Origin of the sequence: Alcanivorax sp., from assembly GCF_019431375.1 — a bacterium.
Classification (GTDB): domain Bacteria; phylum Pseudomonadota; class Gammaproteobacteria; order Pseudomonadales; family Alcanivoracaceae; genus Alcanivorax; species Alcanivorax jadensis_A.
In genome coordinates, this window is the sequence record NZ_CP080267.1 from 3,775,056 (window position 1) to 3,790,310 (window position 15,255).

Consider the following 15,255-nt stretch of genomic DNA (forward strand, 5'->3'; position numbering starts at 1 on the left):
ATCATGATGTTATTGCGGGTCGCCACGCTGGCAGGCATGACCCTTCTGGGTGGCTGCCAGCTTGGCTACTACAGCCAGGCCGCCAAGGGGCACCTGTCGCTGATGGGCCAGCGTGAATCGCTGGAGGCGGTGCTGGCAGACCCGCAGACACCGCCGCAGATTGTCGATTCCCTGCAGTTCAGCCAGCAGGTGGTCCGCTTTGCCGGTGACCGGCTGGCGCTGCCCGCCGAGGATGTCTATCACCAGTACGTGGCCCTGGAACAGGACGCGGTGGTGTGGAATGTGCTGGCGGCCCCGGCCTGGTCACTGACCCCCAAGACCTGGTGCTACCCGTTGATCGGTTGCGTCAGCTATCGGGGTTACTTCCGCCGTCCGGCGGCGGAAAAGGCCGCCGCCAGGCTGGCTGAACAGGGGCTGGATACCTATGTGGGCGGTGCCATTGCCTATTCCACCCTGGGCTGGTTTGCCGACCCGCTGACCACCCCCATGCTGCAACGCTCCGAGCCGGCGCTGGCGGAACTGCTGATCCATGAGCTGGCCCATCGGCGCCTGTATATCAGGAACGACACCCGCTTCAATGAATCCCTGGCCACCCTGGTAGGCCGTGAAGGCGCGGTGGATTTCTTTGCCGCCAGCGGCAGGCCACTGCCGGCGGATTTCTGGCAGCGCCGTGAGCAGGTCCGCCAGGCTTTCCTGACCATCGTCACCGATACCCGTGAGGCGCTGAAGCAGCTCTACGCCGAAGAGCAGGACGAGGCTGTGCTGGCCCGGGAAAAAGCCCGCATCCAGCAGCAGGCTCGGGAGCGCTTTGCCCGCGAGCAACAAAGCCTGCCGGCCCTGGCCGGTTATCAGGGCTTCTTTGACGGGCCGTTGAACAATGCCCAGTTAAACGGTGTCAGTGACTACAATGATCATGTGCCGGCCTTTGCCCGCCTGCTGGAACAATGCCAGCGGGACTGGGACTGTTTCTGGCAGCAGGTGGAAAACCTGGCCGAGTTGACGCCGGCACAACGCAATAACGCCCTGGAGGGCCTGGCATGGAACTGATCCGTACCCCGCAACCGGAACTGGCAAAGCTGTTTGAGCATACCCTCAAGCGTAACGGCTTTGCGGTGGCGCGCCGGGAGGAGGGGAGTGAGCAGATCATCGAGCTGCAGGATCCGTCGCAGTACAACCCTGCCAAGGCCCTGCTGGAAGAGCTGATCACCGACCTCAAGCATCAGCAGGGGCGCCAGCCGGTGGAGCCCCTCACCGGGCGCCCCCAGCCGCTGATGTCCGGGGGCTGGTTTGCCAGCCTGGGCTGGGTGACCCGCATCGTTCTTATTGTCAGTGTGCTGGTGTATCTGACGCCGTACCTGATGGGCGATGGCGTCTACCGGGCGCTGCTGTTTCCGGCGGCCCTGGACGGGCTGGCCAGCCAGCCCTGGCGGCTGGTGACCCCCATGCTGCTGCACTTTTCCCTGCTGCACCTGCTGTTCAATCTGCTCTGGTGGTCGGATCTGGGGCGCCTGATCGAGCGGTTCCAGTCCAGCGGGCAACTGGTGCTGGTCACCCTGGTGACCGGCATTACTGCCAATGTGGCCCAGTTCTTCCACACCGGGCCCATGTTCGGTGGCCTGTCCGGGGTGGTGTACGGGTTGCTCGGTTACCTGTGGATCTATGGCAAGGTGAATCCCCAGTCCGGTTACCCCCTGCGCCGGGAGATTGTCATCTTCATGCTGGCCTGGATGGTGATCTGCTTTGTGGGGCTGTCCAGTGTGGTGGCCAACGCTGCGCATCTGGCTGGGCTGGTCAGCGGCTGTCTGCTGGGGGGCGGTTTCGGCCTCTGGCGGCGGGCACAGGGGGCCGGGGCCGTTTGAGTTACCCCGGTCGTACTGCTATAAAGACTGCCAAAACAAAGGGTCACAATAATGAAAGGATACCGGCGACCTATGCAGTGGCGCGTCCTACCCGGGTTTGTTCCCTCACTCCTTGTCGCAGCGGTCGTTTCCTTGCAGGGCTGTTCCCTGGCCAGCATCGACGACAACCTGCCCTATGGCGTACTCAACAACAATGATCTTGAGCTGGTGGCTGAGGGCCTGCCCACCTATCTGTTGATGGTGGACGGTCTGATCGAAAACTGGCCTGATAGCGCCTCCATGCTGGCCAGTGGGGCAGACCTTTACGGCGCCTACGCGGGGCTGTTTGTGGAAGACCCGGAACGGGCCCGCAAGCTCAGTGACAAGGCCCTGGGCTATGCCTTCCGCTCTGCCTGTGCCCACGACAACGATTACTGCGATCTGCGCGACCTGTCCGTTCCCGAATTCGAGGAACTGCTGGATGACGCCGGCAAGGGTGATGTGCCCATGCTGTTCACCCTGGGCAGCGCCTGGGCCGGCTACATTCAGCAGAACACCAGTGACTGGAATGCGGTGGCCGAATTGGGGCGCGTGGAAGCCATCATGGAGCGCGTGGTGGTGCTGGATGAGGGTTACCAGTACGGCCAGGCGCATATGTACCTGGGCGTGCTGAGCAGCATTCTGCCCGCTTCCCTGGGCGGCAAGCCGGACCAGGCAAAAGCCCACTTTGAGCAGGCCATGACCCTCTCGGAAGGCAAGAACCTGCTGGCCCCGGTGCTTTATGCCGAAAAGTATGCCCGTTTGGTGTTTGACCGTGAGCTGCATGATAGCCTGCTCAAGGAGGTCCTCGCCGCTGATCCGCAGGTGCATGGTCTGACCCTGCAGAATACCTATGCGCAGGAGCAGGCTGAAGCCCTGCTCGCCGACGCTGACGATTATTTCTAGGAGTACTTATGCTGCGTCTTGCCACGATTCTGGTCGCGTTGTTGCCGGTCTGGGCTTCGGCCGCCAACACCCTGAAAATTTCCACCCTGTACCCGGATGGCACCACCATCGTCACCGGTCTGAAAGAGGCGGGTAAGGAAATCGCCGAAAAAACCGAAGGGCGGGTGAAACTGAAAGTGTATCCCGGTGGGGTGATGGGCGATGACCGGGCGGTACAGCGCAAGATCCGCATCGGCCAGCTCCACGGTCAGGTGGCCCAGGGCGGCGCCTTTGCCTCCGCCTACAAGGACAGCCAGATTCTCAACGTGCCGCTGGCCTTCAACAACTACGACGAGGTGGACGCAGTACGCGCCGAACTGGACCCGGTGATCAAGCAGGGCCTGGAAGAGGGCGGCTGGGTCAGCTTCGGCCTGATCGACGGCGGTTTTGCCTATGTGATGTCGGAAAAGCCGGTGAAGAGCATTACCGATCTGCGCAACCAGAAGCTGTGGCTGCCGGCCAATGATGAAGGCTCTGCCAAGGCCGCCAAGGCATTTGAACTGTCGCCCATCATGCTCAATATCGGCTCGGTGCTGACCTCCCTGCAGACCGGGGCGGTCAATGCCTTCGCGGCCCCGCCGGTGGCGGCCCTGACCCTGCAGTGGTATTCCCGGGTGAATTACCTGACCGACATGCCGCTGCTATACACCTTTGGCACCCTGGGGATCCATGAAAAGTTCTTCAAGCGACTCAGCGCCGAGGATCAGCAGGTAGTGCGTCAGGTGCTGGACAGCACCTTTGCCAAGCTGGATGCGGAAAGCCGTCAGGAAAACCTGAGTGCCTTCCAGGCGGTGAAACAGCAGGGCCTGGAAGTGGTCGAGCCCACTCCGGAGCAGCTGGCCGAATGGCGTGACTACGCCAAACGCGCCACCGCAGAGCTGGTGGAAGAGGGGGAAATCTCCCAGGGCATGCTGGACCGGCTTAACGCCATTCTGGCCCAGCAGCGCGAAGGGCAGTAATGGCAGGCTTGTTACACCGGCTCCACCGTACCCTCCACCAAATCGAGGACGGCCTGATCGTGGCCGTCCTTTTGTTTATGGTGCTGCTGGCGGTGGCGCAGATCGTGCTGCGTAATTTCTTTGGTACCAGCCTGGTATGGATTGAGCCGCTGCTGCAGAACGCGGTGCTGTGGATCGGTCTGCTCGGTGCCATGATCGCCTCGCGCAATGACGAGCACATCCGTATTGATGTGGCTTCGTCACTGCTGCCGGAGAAATATCACCCCTTCCTGACCACGGCTGTGGATCTGTTTACCGCCTTTATCTGTGTGCTGGTGGCCTGGTACAGCGTGGGTTTCGTGATCGAGGAATACGACTACGCCGGCGCAGCTTTTGCCAATGTGCCGAGCTGGTTGCTGCAGAGCATTATCCCGCTGGGCTTTTCGGTGATGGCGGTGCGTTACGTGGTGCTGTTCGTGCTGGGCCTGTTGGGTAAACGGCCGAAGATGCAGGAGCCGGTGCCATGATTACCGTCGCCATTATCCTGCTGGTGTTGCTGGCGCTGATGGGGGCGCCGCTGTTTGCGATTATTCTCGGTGCGGCGGCACTGGGCTTTTATACCCTGGGCATCGAAATGTCGGTGCTGCATATCGATATCTACCAGCTGAGCAATTCCGTGGTGCTGATGGCGCTGCCGTTGTTCACCTTCGCCGGTTTCCTGCTCAGCGAATCGAAAACCGCCGACCGCATGCTGCGCCTCAGCCAGGCCGCCTTTGGCTGGATGCCCGGTGGCATGGCCTTTGTGTCGCTGATCGCCTGTGCTTTCTTTACTGCCCTTACTGGCGGCTCCGGGGTCACCATTGTGGCGCTGGGTGCGTTGCTGTTGCCGGCGCTGGTGAAAGGCAATTACCCGGAAAAATTCAGTCTGGGCCTGGTAACGTCTTCCGGTAGCCTGGGCCTGCTGCTGGTGCCTTCCGTGCCGCTGCTGATCTACGGCATCATCGCCCAGCAGATGTCCCAGCAGCTGGACATGCCGTCGGTGGAAATCGTCGACCTGTACCTGGCCGGCCTGGTGCCGGCGTTGCTGATGGTCGTGCTGATGTACGGCTATTGCGTGTGGGCCACCCGCGGCACCGAGGTGCCACGTCAGAGCTTCGATTTCCGTGAGCTGGTGGATGCGCTTTGGGAAGCCCGCTGGGAGTTGCCGCTGCCATTGGTGGTGCTGGGCGGGATCTTTTCCGGCTTCCTGGTGATCAGCGAAGCGGCAGCGGTGACCGCGCTCTATGTGCTGGTGGCGGAAGTGTTCCTGTACCGGGAAATTACCCTGCGCAGGCTGCCCGGCATCATGCGTGATTCCATGATCATGGTGGGCGGCATCCTGCTGATTCTGGCGGTGGCCCTGGCCTTCACCGATTACCTGGTTTACGCCGGGGTGCCGGAGAAGCTGTTTACCCTGATTCAGACCCATGTGGAGAGCAAGGTCACCTTCCTGATCCTGCTCAACATCCTGCTGCTGTTGCTGGGGGCGGTGCTGGATATCTTCGCTGCCCTGGTGATCATGGTGCCGCTGATCCTGCCGGTGGCGCTGCGCTACGGCATCGACCCGGTGCATCTGGGCATCATCTTCGTGGCCAACATGCAGATCGGCTATATCACCCCGCCGGTGGGCATGAACCTGTTTATTGCCAGCTACCGTTTCAAGAAGAAGGTCACCGAGCTGTTCGCGGCGACCTTGCCCTTCATGATGGTGCTGATCATTGCCTTGCTGATGATTACTTATATCCCGCAGCTCAGTCTCTGGTTGGTGCGTTAAAAGGCAGTTAATAGTTAACAGTGAATAGTTAATAGTTGCGCGATCAACTGCGTTGAGAGTCGGATAGGCAAGAGGCCGCGTCCATTGTTTGGGTGCGGCCTCTTGCGTTTGTCTGGTTGGACGGACGGTTATTTTCGTAGCGTTTTTACCTGGATGCTTTTGCCTTGTCCTTTCTGGATCTGGAACCACTTGGGGTAGGCGCGGATCATGTCGCTGAGTTTCTTGTGGCCAAACAGGCGGGTGTCGAAATCCGGTTTGCGCTTGCTCAGGTGCTGGCCCACGGTGCCCAGGTTGGCCCAGTCGTCCTCGTCGGAAATATCGTCAATCACATTGGCTATCAGCTGCAGCGGTGGCGGTTCCTTGCTGACGGGTTCGCTGGGTGCCGGGTCATCGGTTTTGCCGGCGGTGTCTTGCGGCGGGTGATCCGAACGCAATACCTCGGTGTAGATGAACTTGTCGCAGGCGGCCACAAAGGGCCCCGGGGTTTTGCGCTCGCCGAAGCCGTAAACGGTCTGCCCTTCTTCGCGCAGTCTGGCCGCCAGGCGAGTGAAGTCGCTGTCGCTGGATACAAGGCAAAACCCGGACAGTTGTTTCGTATAGAGCAGATCCATGGCATCGATAATCATGCTGCAGTCCGTGGCGTTCTTGCCCTGGGTGTAGGCGAACTGCTGGATCGGTTGTACGGAGTGTTTCAGCAGCACGTTTTTCCAGCCACCCAGGTTGGGTTTGGTCCAGTCCCCATAGATGCGTTTGACGCTGGCAGTGCCGAATTTAGCTATTTCCTCAAACAGACCATCGACGATTTTCGGCGGCGTATTGTCCGCGTCGATAAGGACTGCCAGCGAGGTGCTGCTGATAGCGGAAGAGTCCGTGTCACTATTGCTGCCTGCCATGATGCATTCCTTTTGCCTGCGATACCGTCAACATAACGGATTCGGACTGCATGCGACATGGGGTGGAGCAGAGTTAACAGTTAATAGTGAATAGTTAACAGCTACGCGTACCAGCACGTTTTGTTCTGAAAGCGAAGAGGCCGCGCCCATCACCTGGGCGCGGCCTCTTGCGTTTGAAACCAGGAAAACACTATCCCGTGACGCTGTTAACTATTCACTATTAACTGTTAACAGCCTTCACCGATTTCCTGTAGACGAAATTCGCCATGGAGCGCAGGGGCATCATGCGGATCCAGATGCTTTGCAGGGTTATGGACAGGCCGGGCAGGGCGTAGCGTTTTCCCTTATTGAGCGCCGCGTAGCCGGCTCGGGCCACGTCTTGCGGGGTGGCGATCTGGGCGGAGACGAATTTGGTAATACCGCTGGAGCTCTGGTGCTGGCTTTGTGCCGTATCCAGGAAGGCGGTTTTGGTGGTGGAGGGGCAGAAGCAGGTGACCTGCACGCCGTAGGGTTTCAGTTCTTCCTGGAGGGAGGCGCTGAAGTTGATCACGAAGGCCTTGCTGGCGCTGTAGGCGGCAAAGAACGGCATGGGGCAGAAGCCAGCGAGGGAGCCGATATTCATGATCTTTCCTTCGCCGCGGGCTTTCATTCGCACGCCCACCAGCATGCACAGCTTGCTGAGCAGGATGTTGTTCAGAGTGAGCATGCGTTCCAGTTTCTGGCTGTCCTGTTCAACGTGTTCGCCCATCATGCCGAAGCCCACGTTGTTCACCAGTACGTCCAGTTCGATGTTCTCCCTGGCCAGCCATTCCACGATGCGCTCGGCGGCGTCGGGCTGTGACAGGTCCATCTGCACGCCGTGGTAGATCATGTCTCTGCGTTGGGCTTTCAGGTCGTTACCCAGGTCATCCAGCTCTTCCTGCAGCAAACTGAAGACCACAATGTTGTAGCCGTCATTGTTGAAATGCTTGCAGAGTTCACGGCCAATGCCGCCGGCGCCGCCGGTAATCAGAACGGTTTTTGTCATTATCGGGTCCTCGTTAGTCGGACTTGGCGGGAGAATTGTTCGGGCCCAGCTGGAAGGGACCGATAATCATGCTGCCAGAGTGTTCCCGGTGATAGCGCTCACGGGCTTTCCATGCCTTGCCATAGCGATAGAAGGGAATGGTCGGATAAAGGTGATGGATCAGATGATAGTTCTGGTACATCAGCACGGGTGTCAGCAGCCATTCCTTGCCCATACGCATCAGGGCGGTGGTGTTCGGGTTCTCATCCTGACGCCCGGTGTGCGGATAGTGGGGTAGCATCATGAAGACCAGACACATCAGGAAGAAAGCGATATAGGAAGGGATCAACCACAGCATCAGAGTGACGAAAGGCTGCCAGATAAACAGGGCAGTGATTGCTACCACCGCGATGGCCAGTTCGCGCCATACTTCGGACGGTTTCATATTGGGAAGCACGTCCGGTTTGCGCAGGTAATTGACCAGATAGATGAAAGGCCAGAAGCCCCAGACTGGCATGGTCCACAGGCTGTTGGCCATCCAGTGATCCGGGTCTTTTTGCGGATCATTGGCAAAGCGGTGGTGGCGCATGTGCATCAGCCGGAACAGGTTTCCTTTGCCGAACGGCACCACCATAAAGGTGGCAATGGAAAGGATTAGGTCGTTGTGCCGGGGTTTCTGCGCAGCACAGCGGTGAATTGCCTCGTGGGCCGGGGTGAACAGGGCATAGCCGGTAATACTGTTGAGGATCAACCCGAGCCAGGCTGGCCAGTAGCCATTTAGTACCATCACCCAGCTGAGCATCGTGACGCTGTGGGATACCACCATGATGGCAAGGGTCGGCCAGGCAAACCGGGGGGAGACCTTGAGCCTGGCCAGGGTGTTGTCTTCATCGTGTCGCGCGGCAGTTGTCGTTGTCATTGTCGCTCTCCTGCAAGGGTCCGGACACAGTGTTTGCCTTTTGCCGGGTGAAGGTAAGAACGGAAAATGCCAACAGGGGGATAATAAGTGACAACAGGGGCCGGACCCCTGATCGCTTACTCTTCGGACGGGGAAGTCATGCCCTGGCGGAACTGCCCTGGGCTGGCACCAAACCAACGCTGGAATGCCCGGCGGAAACTGGCCACATCCGTGTAGCCCAGCTCGTCGGCCACCATGCTGACGGTGTAACGGGGCAGGCTGAGTAGCTGGCTGGCACGCCGGCTCAGGGTCTGGTCACGCAGTTCCTGAAAGCGGGTGCCTTCCTGCTTGAGCCGGCGGATCAGGGTGCGCGGGCTGAGATGCAGGCATTCCGCCATGGCTTCCAGGCTCAGCTGCCCATGGTTTTGATGAAGCAGCGCCAGCACCTGATCGCTGAGATCTCCCTGCCGACGCAGCCGTTCCTGGCGTGCCTCGCACTGCTGTATGGCCATCCACATCAGATCCCGGTCATGCCCGGGCAAAAGCTCATCACCATAGCGGGAGGGCAGGCAGAGCATGGTTTCAGGGGCGTCAAACAGCACTTTCACCCCCTGGAAGGTCTCCTGGTAAGTATCAGCACAGGCCGGTGCCGGGTAATTGAAGTGGGCCTCGCCATTTTCAATGGGCTTGCCCCGCAGCACCAGATAACAGGCATAGGTGGAGGCCATGGCGGACTCGGTGAGAAAACGGATGGCTTCGTCATGGGGGTAGGCAAACGTCAGCACCAGCGAGAGCCGGTCAGGGGTTTCCCGCATCTCGTTACTGAATACCCGGGTACGGGTGTTGATGAAGCGCGCAAACATCTGCATGGCATCACGCAGATTGGGGCTTGCCATGGCGGCCGTGCCCATGGGGCCATGCATGGCGGGCAGGGCGCGCAGACCGGTTTGCAGGGCCAGGTCAGGGTGTCTGGAGAGCCGTAGAGCATTGTGGATCAGTTGGCGCGCGCCAGGCCAGTCAATAAAACCGTCACTGTGTTGCAGGGTGTCTACATCCACGCCGGTATCTGCCACCAGGGTTTGCAGTCCACCCTCATCCAGCCCCAGGGTCTGGGCGATCATGCGGCAGTAAGTCAGGGCCAGATCCGGTGTCATGGCAATGGATTCCGGGTTGTTGTGGGCGGCGCGCCAGTGCTGGCATGGGAGCGCGACGTATTTGGATGATGCCAGATTGTCCGAGGATCGTCGCATTCCGCTTGCAGGCAGGCAATGACGGGGATTATCAGGGCATGACCGGGGCGGGAGGCAAAAAAATGGCCGTCATGGGTGACGGCCTAAGGGGGGGAAGCAGAAACCCGTCAGGGTTTCGGGTATCACAGAATGAGCGCAGGGTTGTGCGGTGAGGCGGGGTGCCGCCATCGATATGTAAAGGATAGCGACCGATGGAGCGGTGACCCACCGGGCTGGGTTGAGCGGTATGATCAGTTTATTCGATCAATGTTGGGCACGATCTCAGACTAGGGACTTGCGCATGAGATGACGGGTAAGGGGGACGCCATCTCGCTCTGCCTGCTCCTGACCTTCGCTGATGAAGCCCATGTAGGCAAAGAAATCGTGGGCGGTAAGGCTGGCGTGGGTGGTCAGTTCGGTGATGCCGTCGATGCGGGCGCCGTCTTCCAGGTGCTGGTAGAGCAGGGTGGCAATGCCCACTCGCGAGGCGTCAGGATGTACGAAGACCATGTTGATGTAATCGCGGATACGGTGGGCAAATCCCACCAGTTTGTCATCCCATTCGGCCACCACGGTATCTCCTTCACTGAGTACCGAAATCAGGCTGTCGTGGCTCTGGGCCTGGCTCCAGGCATCCCGTTGCTGCTGGTCATAATCACCCGCTGCACTGATCTGGATGGCCTCGCGGAACACGCCCAGTAGGTCGGCCATGTCGCTGCTGTCCAGCGGGCGGATCTGGAAGGGCATCAGGGCAGCGATGGGATCCGGTTCCGCGGCCTGGGGTGCCGCGCTGCCGTGGCTCTGCTGTTCCGGTGGCTCGGGGTGGTGGAGCGCCGGCTCGGTGAGGGGGCGGCGCTGAAAACGCTGGCGTAACCATTGCAACATTATTGCTCTGCCCGGGCAGTGTCATCTGCCTCTTCGGATTGTTTTTTCAGTGCCTGGATCTCCTGCTGGAGCGCTTCCAGATACTGGTCCTGCTGGCGGAGAAGTTGTTGCGCGGTTTCCTGCCGGGTCTGCAATTCTTCAGCCCGCTCTGACAGCTCCTGCTGTTCACGCAGGCGGGCGTCACGCTCTTCTTCCGTAAGCAGACGGATATCGTTGTCCTGCTCGGCAAACAGGGTGCCGGACAGGATCAGCGCGGTGGCAGCAAACAGGTAACGCACGGGCTTCCCCTCAAACTCGCCGTGAAGGGGAGTCAGCATAGCAAAAAGGGGGCGACAAGGGGGAGGGCGAGCTGCAAGCTGCGCTCGACTGGGTAGGGAAAGGGTGGAAGGTTCCCCGGATCCCGTCATTTCTACGAAGCCGCTTGTAGGAGCTATGCTTGCATGGCGAACCGCGCTTGCGCGGAAATTGCCCGCAGGGCGATCAGGAATGTCAGCGCTCGACAGATTCCAGAAAGAACGGCGGACAGACCTTTGCCTTGTCGCCTCGCGACGCTCGGTTCGCACCTCAAGCGGTGCTCCTACGGGTAGAAAGCGGGGCTGGTGCAGTTCGTCTGAGGCTCAGTGCACCCTACGGGGGTGTCCCAAATGCAGGAGGCCGCGTCCGGTGTTCGGGCGCGGCCTCCTGGGTTGGAGCAAGCAACACGGTTTCCGCGTCCCTGCTCGCAGCTAGCAGCTCGAAGCTAGCCGCTTGCCTACATCATTTGCCGCAGCACATAGTGCAGGATGCCACCGTTCTTGTAGTACTCCACTTCGGCAGCGGTATCCAGGCGGGAGAGAGCTTCTACCTTCTGTTCCTTGCCGTCCTTGCGGAACACCACGGTGACGGTATCGCCGGGTTTCAGGTCATTGCCCAGGTCCGGGATATCCACCTCTTCCGTGCCGTCCAGGTTCAACGTCTTGCGGTCGGTGCCTTCCGGGAACTGTAGTGGCAATACGCCCATACCGATCAGGTTGGAGCGGTGAATGCGCTCGTAGCTTTCGGCGATCACCGCTTTCACGCCCAGCAGGTTGGTGCCTTTGGCGGCCCAGTCGCGGCTGGAGCCGGTGCCGTATTCCTTGCCGGCGACCACAACGGTGGGAACGCCTTCCTTCTGGTAGCGCATGGCGGCGCCGTAGATGGAAATTTCTTCGCCGCCAGGCAGGTGCTTGGTAAAGCCGCCTTCGATATCCGGGGTCATCTCGTTGCGGATGCGAATATTGGCGAAGGTGCCCCGCATCATCACCTCGTGGTTGCCCCGGCGCGAGCCGTAGGAGTTGAAGTCGAGCGGCTCCACATCGTGCCCCTGCAGGTAATGGCCGGCGGGGGAGTCCGCCTTGATGGCCCCGGCGGGGGAGATGTGGTCGGTGGTGATGGAATCGCCCAGCAACGCCAGGATGCGGGCATCCTTCACCGGCTGCACATCGTCCACCTGTTTGGTCAGCCCGTCGAAGAAGGGCGGGTTCTGGATGTAGGTGGAGCTGCTGTCCCAGGCGTAGGTTTCGGAATCCGGGATCGGCAGGCTCTGCCACACCTCGTCACCTTCAAAGACGCTGGCGTACTGGTTGCGGAACATGCTGTTGTTGATCTTCACCAGCTCATTCTGGATTTCCTCGGAGCTGGGCCAGATGTCTTTCAGGTAGACCGGCTTGCCGTCCTTGTCCTTGCCGAGGGGATCCTTGTCCAGGTCGATCTTTACGGTGCCGGCCAGGGCATAGGCCACCACCAGCGGCGGTGAAGCCAGCCAGTTGGTGCGCACGCTCTGGTGTACCCGGCCTTCGAAGTTACGGTTACCGGAGAGTACCGAGGCCACCACCAGATCGCCCTCGGCAATGGCCTTGTCGATTTCCTCCGGCAGCGGGCCGGAGTTGCCGATGCAGGTGGTGCAGCCATAGCCGACCAGATCGAAACCGATATCGTTGAGCGGCTTCTGCAGGCCGGTCACGTCCAGGTAATCGGTGACTACCTTGGAGCCCGGTGCCAGCGAGGTCTTCACCCAGGGTTTGCGGTTCATGCCTTTTTCGGCGGCTTTCTTCGCCACCAGGCCGGCGGCCAGCATCACGCTGGGGTTGGAGGTGTTGGTGCAGGAGGTGATGGCCGCAATCACCACGTCACCGTGGCTCATGAAGTGCTTCTGGCCGTCGATCACCACCGGTACCTGGCCGCCACTGGGTTCATGGTTGCCCACGGCGGTCTGGCCGCCTTCACCTTCAAGCTTGCTGATTTCGTCGTCGTTGAGCTTGAGGGTCTCGGTGACCACATCAATGAAGGTGCGTTTCACGGCAGTGAGCGGCACCCGGTCCTGGGGCCGTTTCGGGCCGGCCAGGCTGGGCACCACATCGCCCAGATCCAGTTCCAGCACATCGGTGAATTCCGGGTCCGGATCGGCGCTGGAGCGCCACAGGCCCTGGGCCTTGCAGTAGGCCTCTACCAAGGCAATGGTGTCCGCATCACGGCCGGACAGCTCCATGTACTCGGTGGTGCGCTCGTCGATGGGGAAGAAACCACAGGTGGCGCCATATTCCGGCGCCATGTTCGCGATGGTGGCGCGGTCGGCCAGGGTCAGATCGGCTAGGCCGTCGCCGAAGAATTCCACGAACTTGCCCACCACGCCCCGGCGGCGCAGCATCTCGGTGACGGTGAGTACCAGGTCGGTGGCGGTGATGCCTTCGCGCAGCTTGCCGCTGATCTTGAAGCCGATCACCTCGGGAATCAGCATGGCGATGGGCTGGCCGAGCATGGCGGCTTCTGCCTCGATGCCGCCCACACCCCAGCCCAGCACGCCCAGGCCGTTGATCATGGTGGTGTGGGAGTCGGTGCCCACCAGGGTGTCCGGATAGGCGTAGGTGTTGCCGTCGTCCGCCTCGGCGGACCACACGCCCTTGGCCAGGTATTCAAGGTTCACCTGGTGGCAGATGCCGGTGCCCGGCGGTACCACCCGGAAGTTGTTGAAGGCTTTCTGGCCCCAGCGCAGGAACTGGTAGCGCTCCCGGTTACGTTGGTATTCGATCTCCACGTTGTCTTCGAACGCCTGGGCATTGCCGAACTTGTCCACCATCACCGAGTGGTCGATGACCAGATCCACCGGTGTCAGCGGGTTGATGCGGGAGGGGTCGCCGCCGGCCTTCTTGATGGCGTCGCGCATGGCGGCCAGGTCGACCACGCCGGGCACGCCGGTGAAGTCCTGCATCAGCACCCGGGCCGGGCGGTAGTTGATTTCCTTGTCGGAGCGTTTGTTCTCCAGCCAGCGCATTACCGCTTCCACGTCGGCGGTGGTGACGCTGTCGCCGTCTTCAAAACGGAGCAGATTTTCGAGAAGGACTTTCAGGGAGAAAGGGAGCTTGCTGAGATCACCCCAGCCCTTGTCGGCGACCGTGTTGATATCAAAGTAATGATAGGTCTTGCCGTTGGCTTCCAGCGTTTTCTTGCTGTTCAGGGTGTCCTGGCCAATCCGTGTCACTGCACACCTCCTGGTTTTTGTTAGCCCGCACGGCACTGGCAGGAATAACGGTGCCGTGTCGGGTGGCGACAGGGACGGAGGCGTCGAGGAAACGGCGCCGCCGACCTCTGTAGTGAGTCAATTCAACCTGAATTCGTGATTTCAGCGTGGATGTATGGCGTAAGAATTTGTTGTCACAGGGCATTTTCTGAAGAAGTGTCGTATCAGGGAATACGATCGACTGAAGAAAATGTTCTGTGGCGGCAAAGGCTTGCGTCAGGCGCCGCGCTGAAGTCACGGACTCAGGTTCATACTACGCCGTTATGGCGAGCACATGAAATAGTGGCCGATGGTGTTTTTCTATTACGATGATGAGAAGTGTAAATTGTTGTTGCGCAAGTGATTTGGTGTGTTTTTCAGACAAGCCACTACAGCAGAAACGTTGCCTATGCTTGGTGGCGGTTTCCGGTGCTTGTCCGGCTGCGCCGTGCGCCTGGCGCTGTCCTCCGCAGAGGCCTGGTTGGAAGACCTGATATGGCATTTGCGCCAATGGTGCTTTCCGGGCACTGTCGTATGATTGCCGATTACCCTTAACGGATGCGATTTCATGGCCGACACCAATCCCTCTGTCTTCCCGCAACGCGGCAATGCCATCTCCCGGACGCTGGGTCGCGGTTTTCTGCGCCTGTTCGGCTGGCGTCTGGTGGACCCGTTCCCGCAGGTGCCCAAGGCTGTAGTGATCGGCGGACCGCATACCTCCAATTGGGACGGCATCGTCACCCTGGCAGCCATGATGCAAATGGGCCTGGATGCCCACGTGATGATGAAAGACAGCGCGTTCAAGGGCCCCCTGGGTGGTCTGCTGCGCTGGATGGGGGCGCTGCCCATTGATCGCAGCAAGGCTGGTGGTGTGGTGGAGCAGACCGTGGGCCAGTTCCACAGCCATGAGCGTCTGGTGATGGTGGTGGCGCCAGAGGGTACCCGCGGCGGCGCCTCCCAGTGGAAAACCGGTTTTTATCGCATCGCCGAGCAGGCCGGTGTGCCGATTGTGCTGGCCACCGCAGACTATGCCAAAAAGGAAATTGCCTTCCCCATGGTGATGGACACCACGGGGGATCTGGAGGCGGATCTGGAGCGGATTTTCCAGTGCTTTGCCCAGATTGAGCCGCGCCATCCGGAAAAACTGTCAGCGCCACTCAAGGCCATCCGCGAGCGTCGCTGATACCCGTCAGAGCATGAGGGGGGGGGTGCTTGCGCCGGGCTTCAGCTAGCACAAGCCAAGATCTGCTCCCATGG

General features: G+C 60.3%; 14 protein-coding genes. 7 read left to right on the forward strand and 7 right to left on the reverse strand.

Annotated features, from left to right (window positions below; translation table 11 throughout):
* The first annotated feature begins 3 nt into the window (after positions 1 to 3).
* The 6 genes from KZ772_RS17710 (at position 4) to KZ772_RS17735 (ending at position 5,573) form a co-directional block, all read left to right on the forward strand.
* Positions 4 to 1,047, forward strand: coding sequence for an aminopeptidase (locus KZ772_RS17710; RefSeq protein ID WP_290510157.1), 1,044 nt, complete (start codon positions 4 to 6; stop codon positions 1,045 to 1,047).
* Positions 1,038 to 1,859: a rhomboid family intramembrane serine protease gene (locus KZ772_RS17715; protein ID WP_290537743.1), complete on the forward strand. Its 822-nt coding sequence runs from the start codon at positions 1,038 to 1,040 to the stop codon at positions 1,857 to 1,859. The genes KZ772_RS17710 and KZ772_RS17715 overlap by 10 nt, the downstream gene beginning before the upstream one ends.
* Positions 1,860 to 1,931: 72 nt before the next feature.
* Positions 1,932 to 2,783 carry a TRAP transporter TatT component family protein gene (locus KZ772_RS17720; protein WP_290537744.1) on the forward strand — a complete coding sequence of 284 codons (852 nt, stop codon included), beginning with the start codon at positions 1,932 to 1,934 and terminating at the stop codon, positions 2,781 to 2,783.
* Positions 2,784 to 2,791: 8 nt separating this feature from the next.
* A complete protein-coding gene (gene dctP / locus KZ772_RS17725; protein WP_290537745.1) occupies positions 2,792 to 3,781 on the forward strand; it encodes a TRAP transporter substrate-binding protein DctP in 990 nt (329 codons plus the stop codon).
* Positions 3,781 to 4,287 (forward strand): TRAP transporter small permease, encoded by a 507-nt coding sequence (locus tag KZ772_RS17730; protein ID WP_290537746.1) that lies wholly within the window; start codon positions 3,781 to 3,783, stop codon positions 4,285 to 4,287. The genes dctP and KZ772_RS17730 overlap by 1 nt, the downstream gene beginning before the upstream one ends.
* Complete coding sequence (locus KZ772_RS17735; RefSeq protein ID WP_290537747.1) at positions 4,284 to 5,573, forward strand: TRAP transporter large permease subunit; 1,290 nt, start codon at positions 4,284 to 4,286, stop codon at positions 5,571 to 5,573. Before KZ772_RS17730 ends, KZ772_RS17735 begins: the two co-directional genes overlap by 4 nt.
* 128 nt (positions 5,574 to 5,701) lie before the next feature.
* Here the strand turns inward: KZ772_RS17735 and KZ772_RS17740 are convergent, their stop codons facing one another.
* From KZ772_RS17740 to acnA, 7 genes are all read right to left on the reverse strand, one after another.
* Positions 5,702 to 6,466 (reverse strand): NYN domain-containing protein, encoded by a 765-nt coding sequence (locus tag KZ772_RS17740; RefSeq protein WP_290537748.1) that lies wholly within the window; start codon positions 6,464 to 6,466, stop codon positions 5,702 to 5,704.
* Positions 6,467 to 6,686: 220 nt separating this feature from the next.
* The gene (locus tag KZ772_RS17745) at positions 6,687 to 7,493 is read right to left on the reverse strand and encodes an SDR family NAD(P)-dependent oxidoreductase (RefSeq protein ID WP_290537749.1); all 807 of its coding nucleotides are present in this window, start codon (positions 7,491 to 7,493) and stop codon (positions 6,687 to 6,689) included.
* Positions 7,494 to 7,506: 13 nt separating this feature from the next.
* Positions 7,507 to 8,391 (reverse strand): fatty acid desaturase, encoded by an 885-nt coding sequence (locus tag KZ772_RS17750; RefSeq protein WP_290537750.1) that lies wholly within the window; start codon positions 8,389 to 8,391, stop codon positions 7,507 to 7,509.
* A gap of 116 nt (positions 8,392 to 8,507) precedes the next feature.
* Entirely contained in the window at positions 8,508 to 9,620 is a 1,113-nt protein-coding gene (locus KZ772_RS17755; RefSeq protein ID WP_290537751.1) for an AraC family transcriptional regulator, read from the reverse strand.
* Positions 9,621 to 9,881: 261 nt separating this feature from the next.
* Positions 9,882 to 10,484: a GNAT family N-acetyltransferase gene (locus tag KZ772_RS17760; RefSeq protein ID WP_290537752.1), complete on the reverse strand. Its 603-nt coding sequence runs from the start codon at positions 10,482 to 10,484 to the stop codon at positions 9,882 to 9,884.
* Positions 10,484 to 10,762, reverse strand: coding sequence for a hypothetical protein (locus tag KZ772_RS17765; protein ID WP_290537753.1), 279 nt, complete (start codon positions 10,760 to 10,762; stop codon positions 10,484 to 10,486). The genes KZ772_RS17760 and KZ772_RS17765 overlap by 1 nt, the downstream gene beginning before the upstream one ends.
* 473 nt (positions 10,763 to 11,235) lie before the next feature.
* Positions 11,236 to 13,980: an aconitate hydratase AcnA gene (acnA, locus tag KZ772_RS17770; RefSeq protein ID WP_290537754.1), complete on the reverse strand. Its 2,745-nt coding sequence runs from the start codon at positions 13,978 to 13,980 to the stop codon at positions 11,236 to 11,238.
* Between the two features lie 586 nt (positions 13,981 to 14,566).
* Between acnA and KZ772_RS17775 the strand changes: the two genes are divergently transcribed.
* A complete protein-coding gene (locus KZ772_RS17775; RefSeq protein WP_290537755.1) occupies positions 14,567 to 15,181 on the forward strand; it encodes a lysophospholipid acyltransferase family protein in 615 nt (204 codons plus the stop codon).
* Positions 15,182 to 15,255: the final 74 nt, after the last annotated feature.

Bases quoted from the DNA above. Each gene is read 5' to 3' on its own strand.
- KZ772_RS17735 (WP_290537747.1), top strand. From the start codon at position 4,284: ATGATTACCGTCGCCATTATCCTGCTGGTGTTGCTGGCGCTGATGGGG.
- KZ772_RS17720 (WP_290537744.1), top strand. From the start codon at position 1,932: ATGCAGTGGCGCGTCCTACCCGGGTTTGTTCCCTCACTCCTTGTCGCA.
- KZ772_RS17740 (WP_290537748.1), bottom strand. From the start codon at position 6,466: ATGGCAGGCAGCAATAGTGACACGGACTCTTCCGCTATCAGCAGCACC.
- KZ772_RS17775 (WP_290537755.1), top strand. From the start codon at position 14,567: ATGGCCGACACCAATCCCTCTGTCTTCCCGCAACGCGGCAATGCCATC.
- KZ772_RS17715 (WP_290537743.1), top strand. From the start codon at position 1,038: ATGGAACTGATCCGTACCCCGCAACCGGAACTGGCAAAGCTGTTTGAG.
- dctP (WP_290537745.1), top strand. From the start codon at position 2,792: ATGCTGCGTCTTGCCACGATTCTGGTCGCGTTGTTGCCGGTCTGGGCT.
- KZ772_RS17750 (WP_290537750.1), bottom strand. From the start codon at position 8,391: ATGACAACGACAACTGCCGCGCGACACGATGAAGACAACACCCTGGCC.
- KZ772_RS17760 (WP_290537752.1), bottom strand. From the start codon at position 10,484: ATGTTGCAATGGTTACGCCAGCGTTTTCAGCGCCGCCCCCTCACCGAG.
- KZ772_RS17710 (WP_290510157.1), top strand. From the start codon at position 4: ATGATGTTATTGCGGGTCGCCACGCTGGCAGGCATGACCCTTCTGGGT.
- KZ772_RS17755 (WP_290537751.1), bottom strand. From the start codon at position 9,620: ATGCGACGATCCTCGGACAATCTGGCATCATCCAAATACGTCGCGCTC.
- KZ772_RS17745 (WP_290537749.1), bottom strand. From the start codon at position 7,493: ATGACAAAAACCGTTCTGATTACCGGCGGCGCCGGCGGCATTGGCCGT.
- KZ772_RS17730 (WP_290537746.1), top strand. From the start codon at position 3,781: ATGGCAGGCTTGTTACACCGGCTCCACCGTACCCTCCACCAAATCGAG.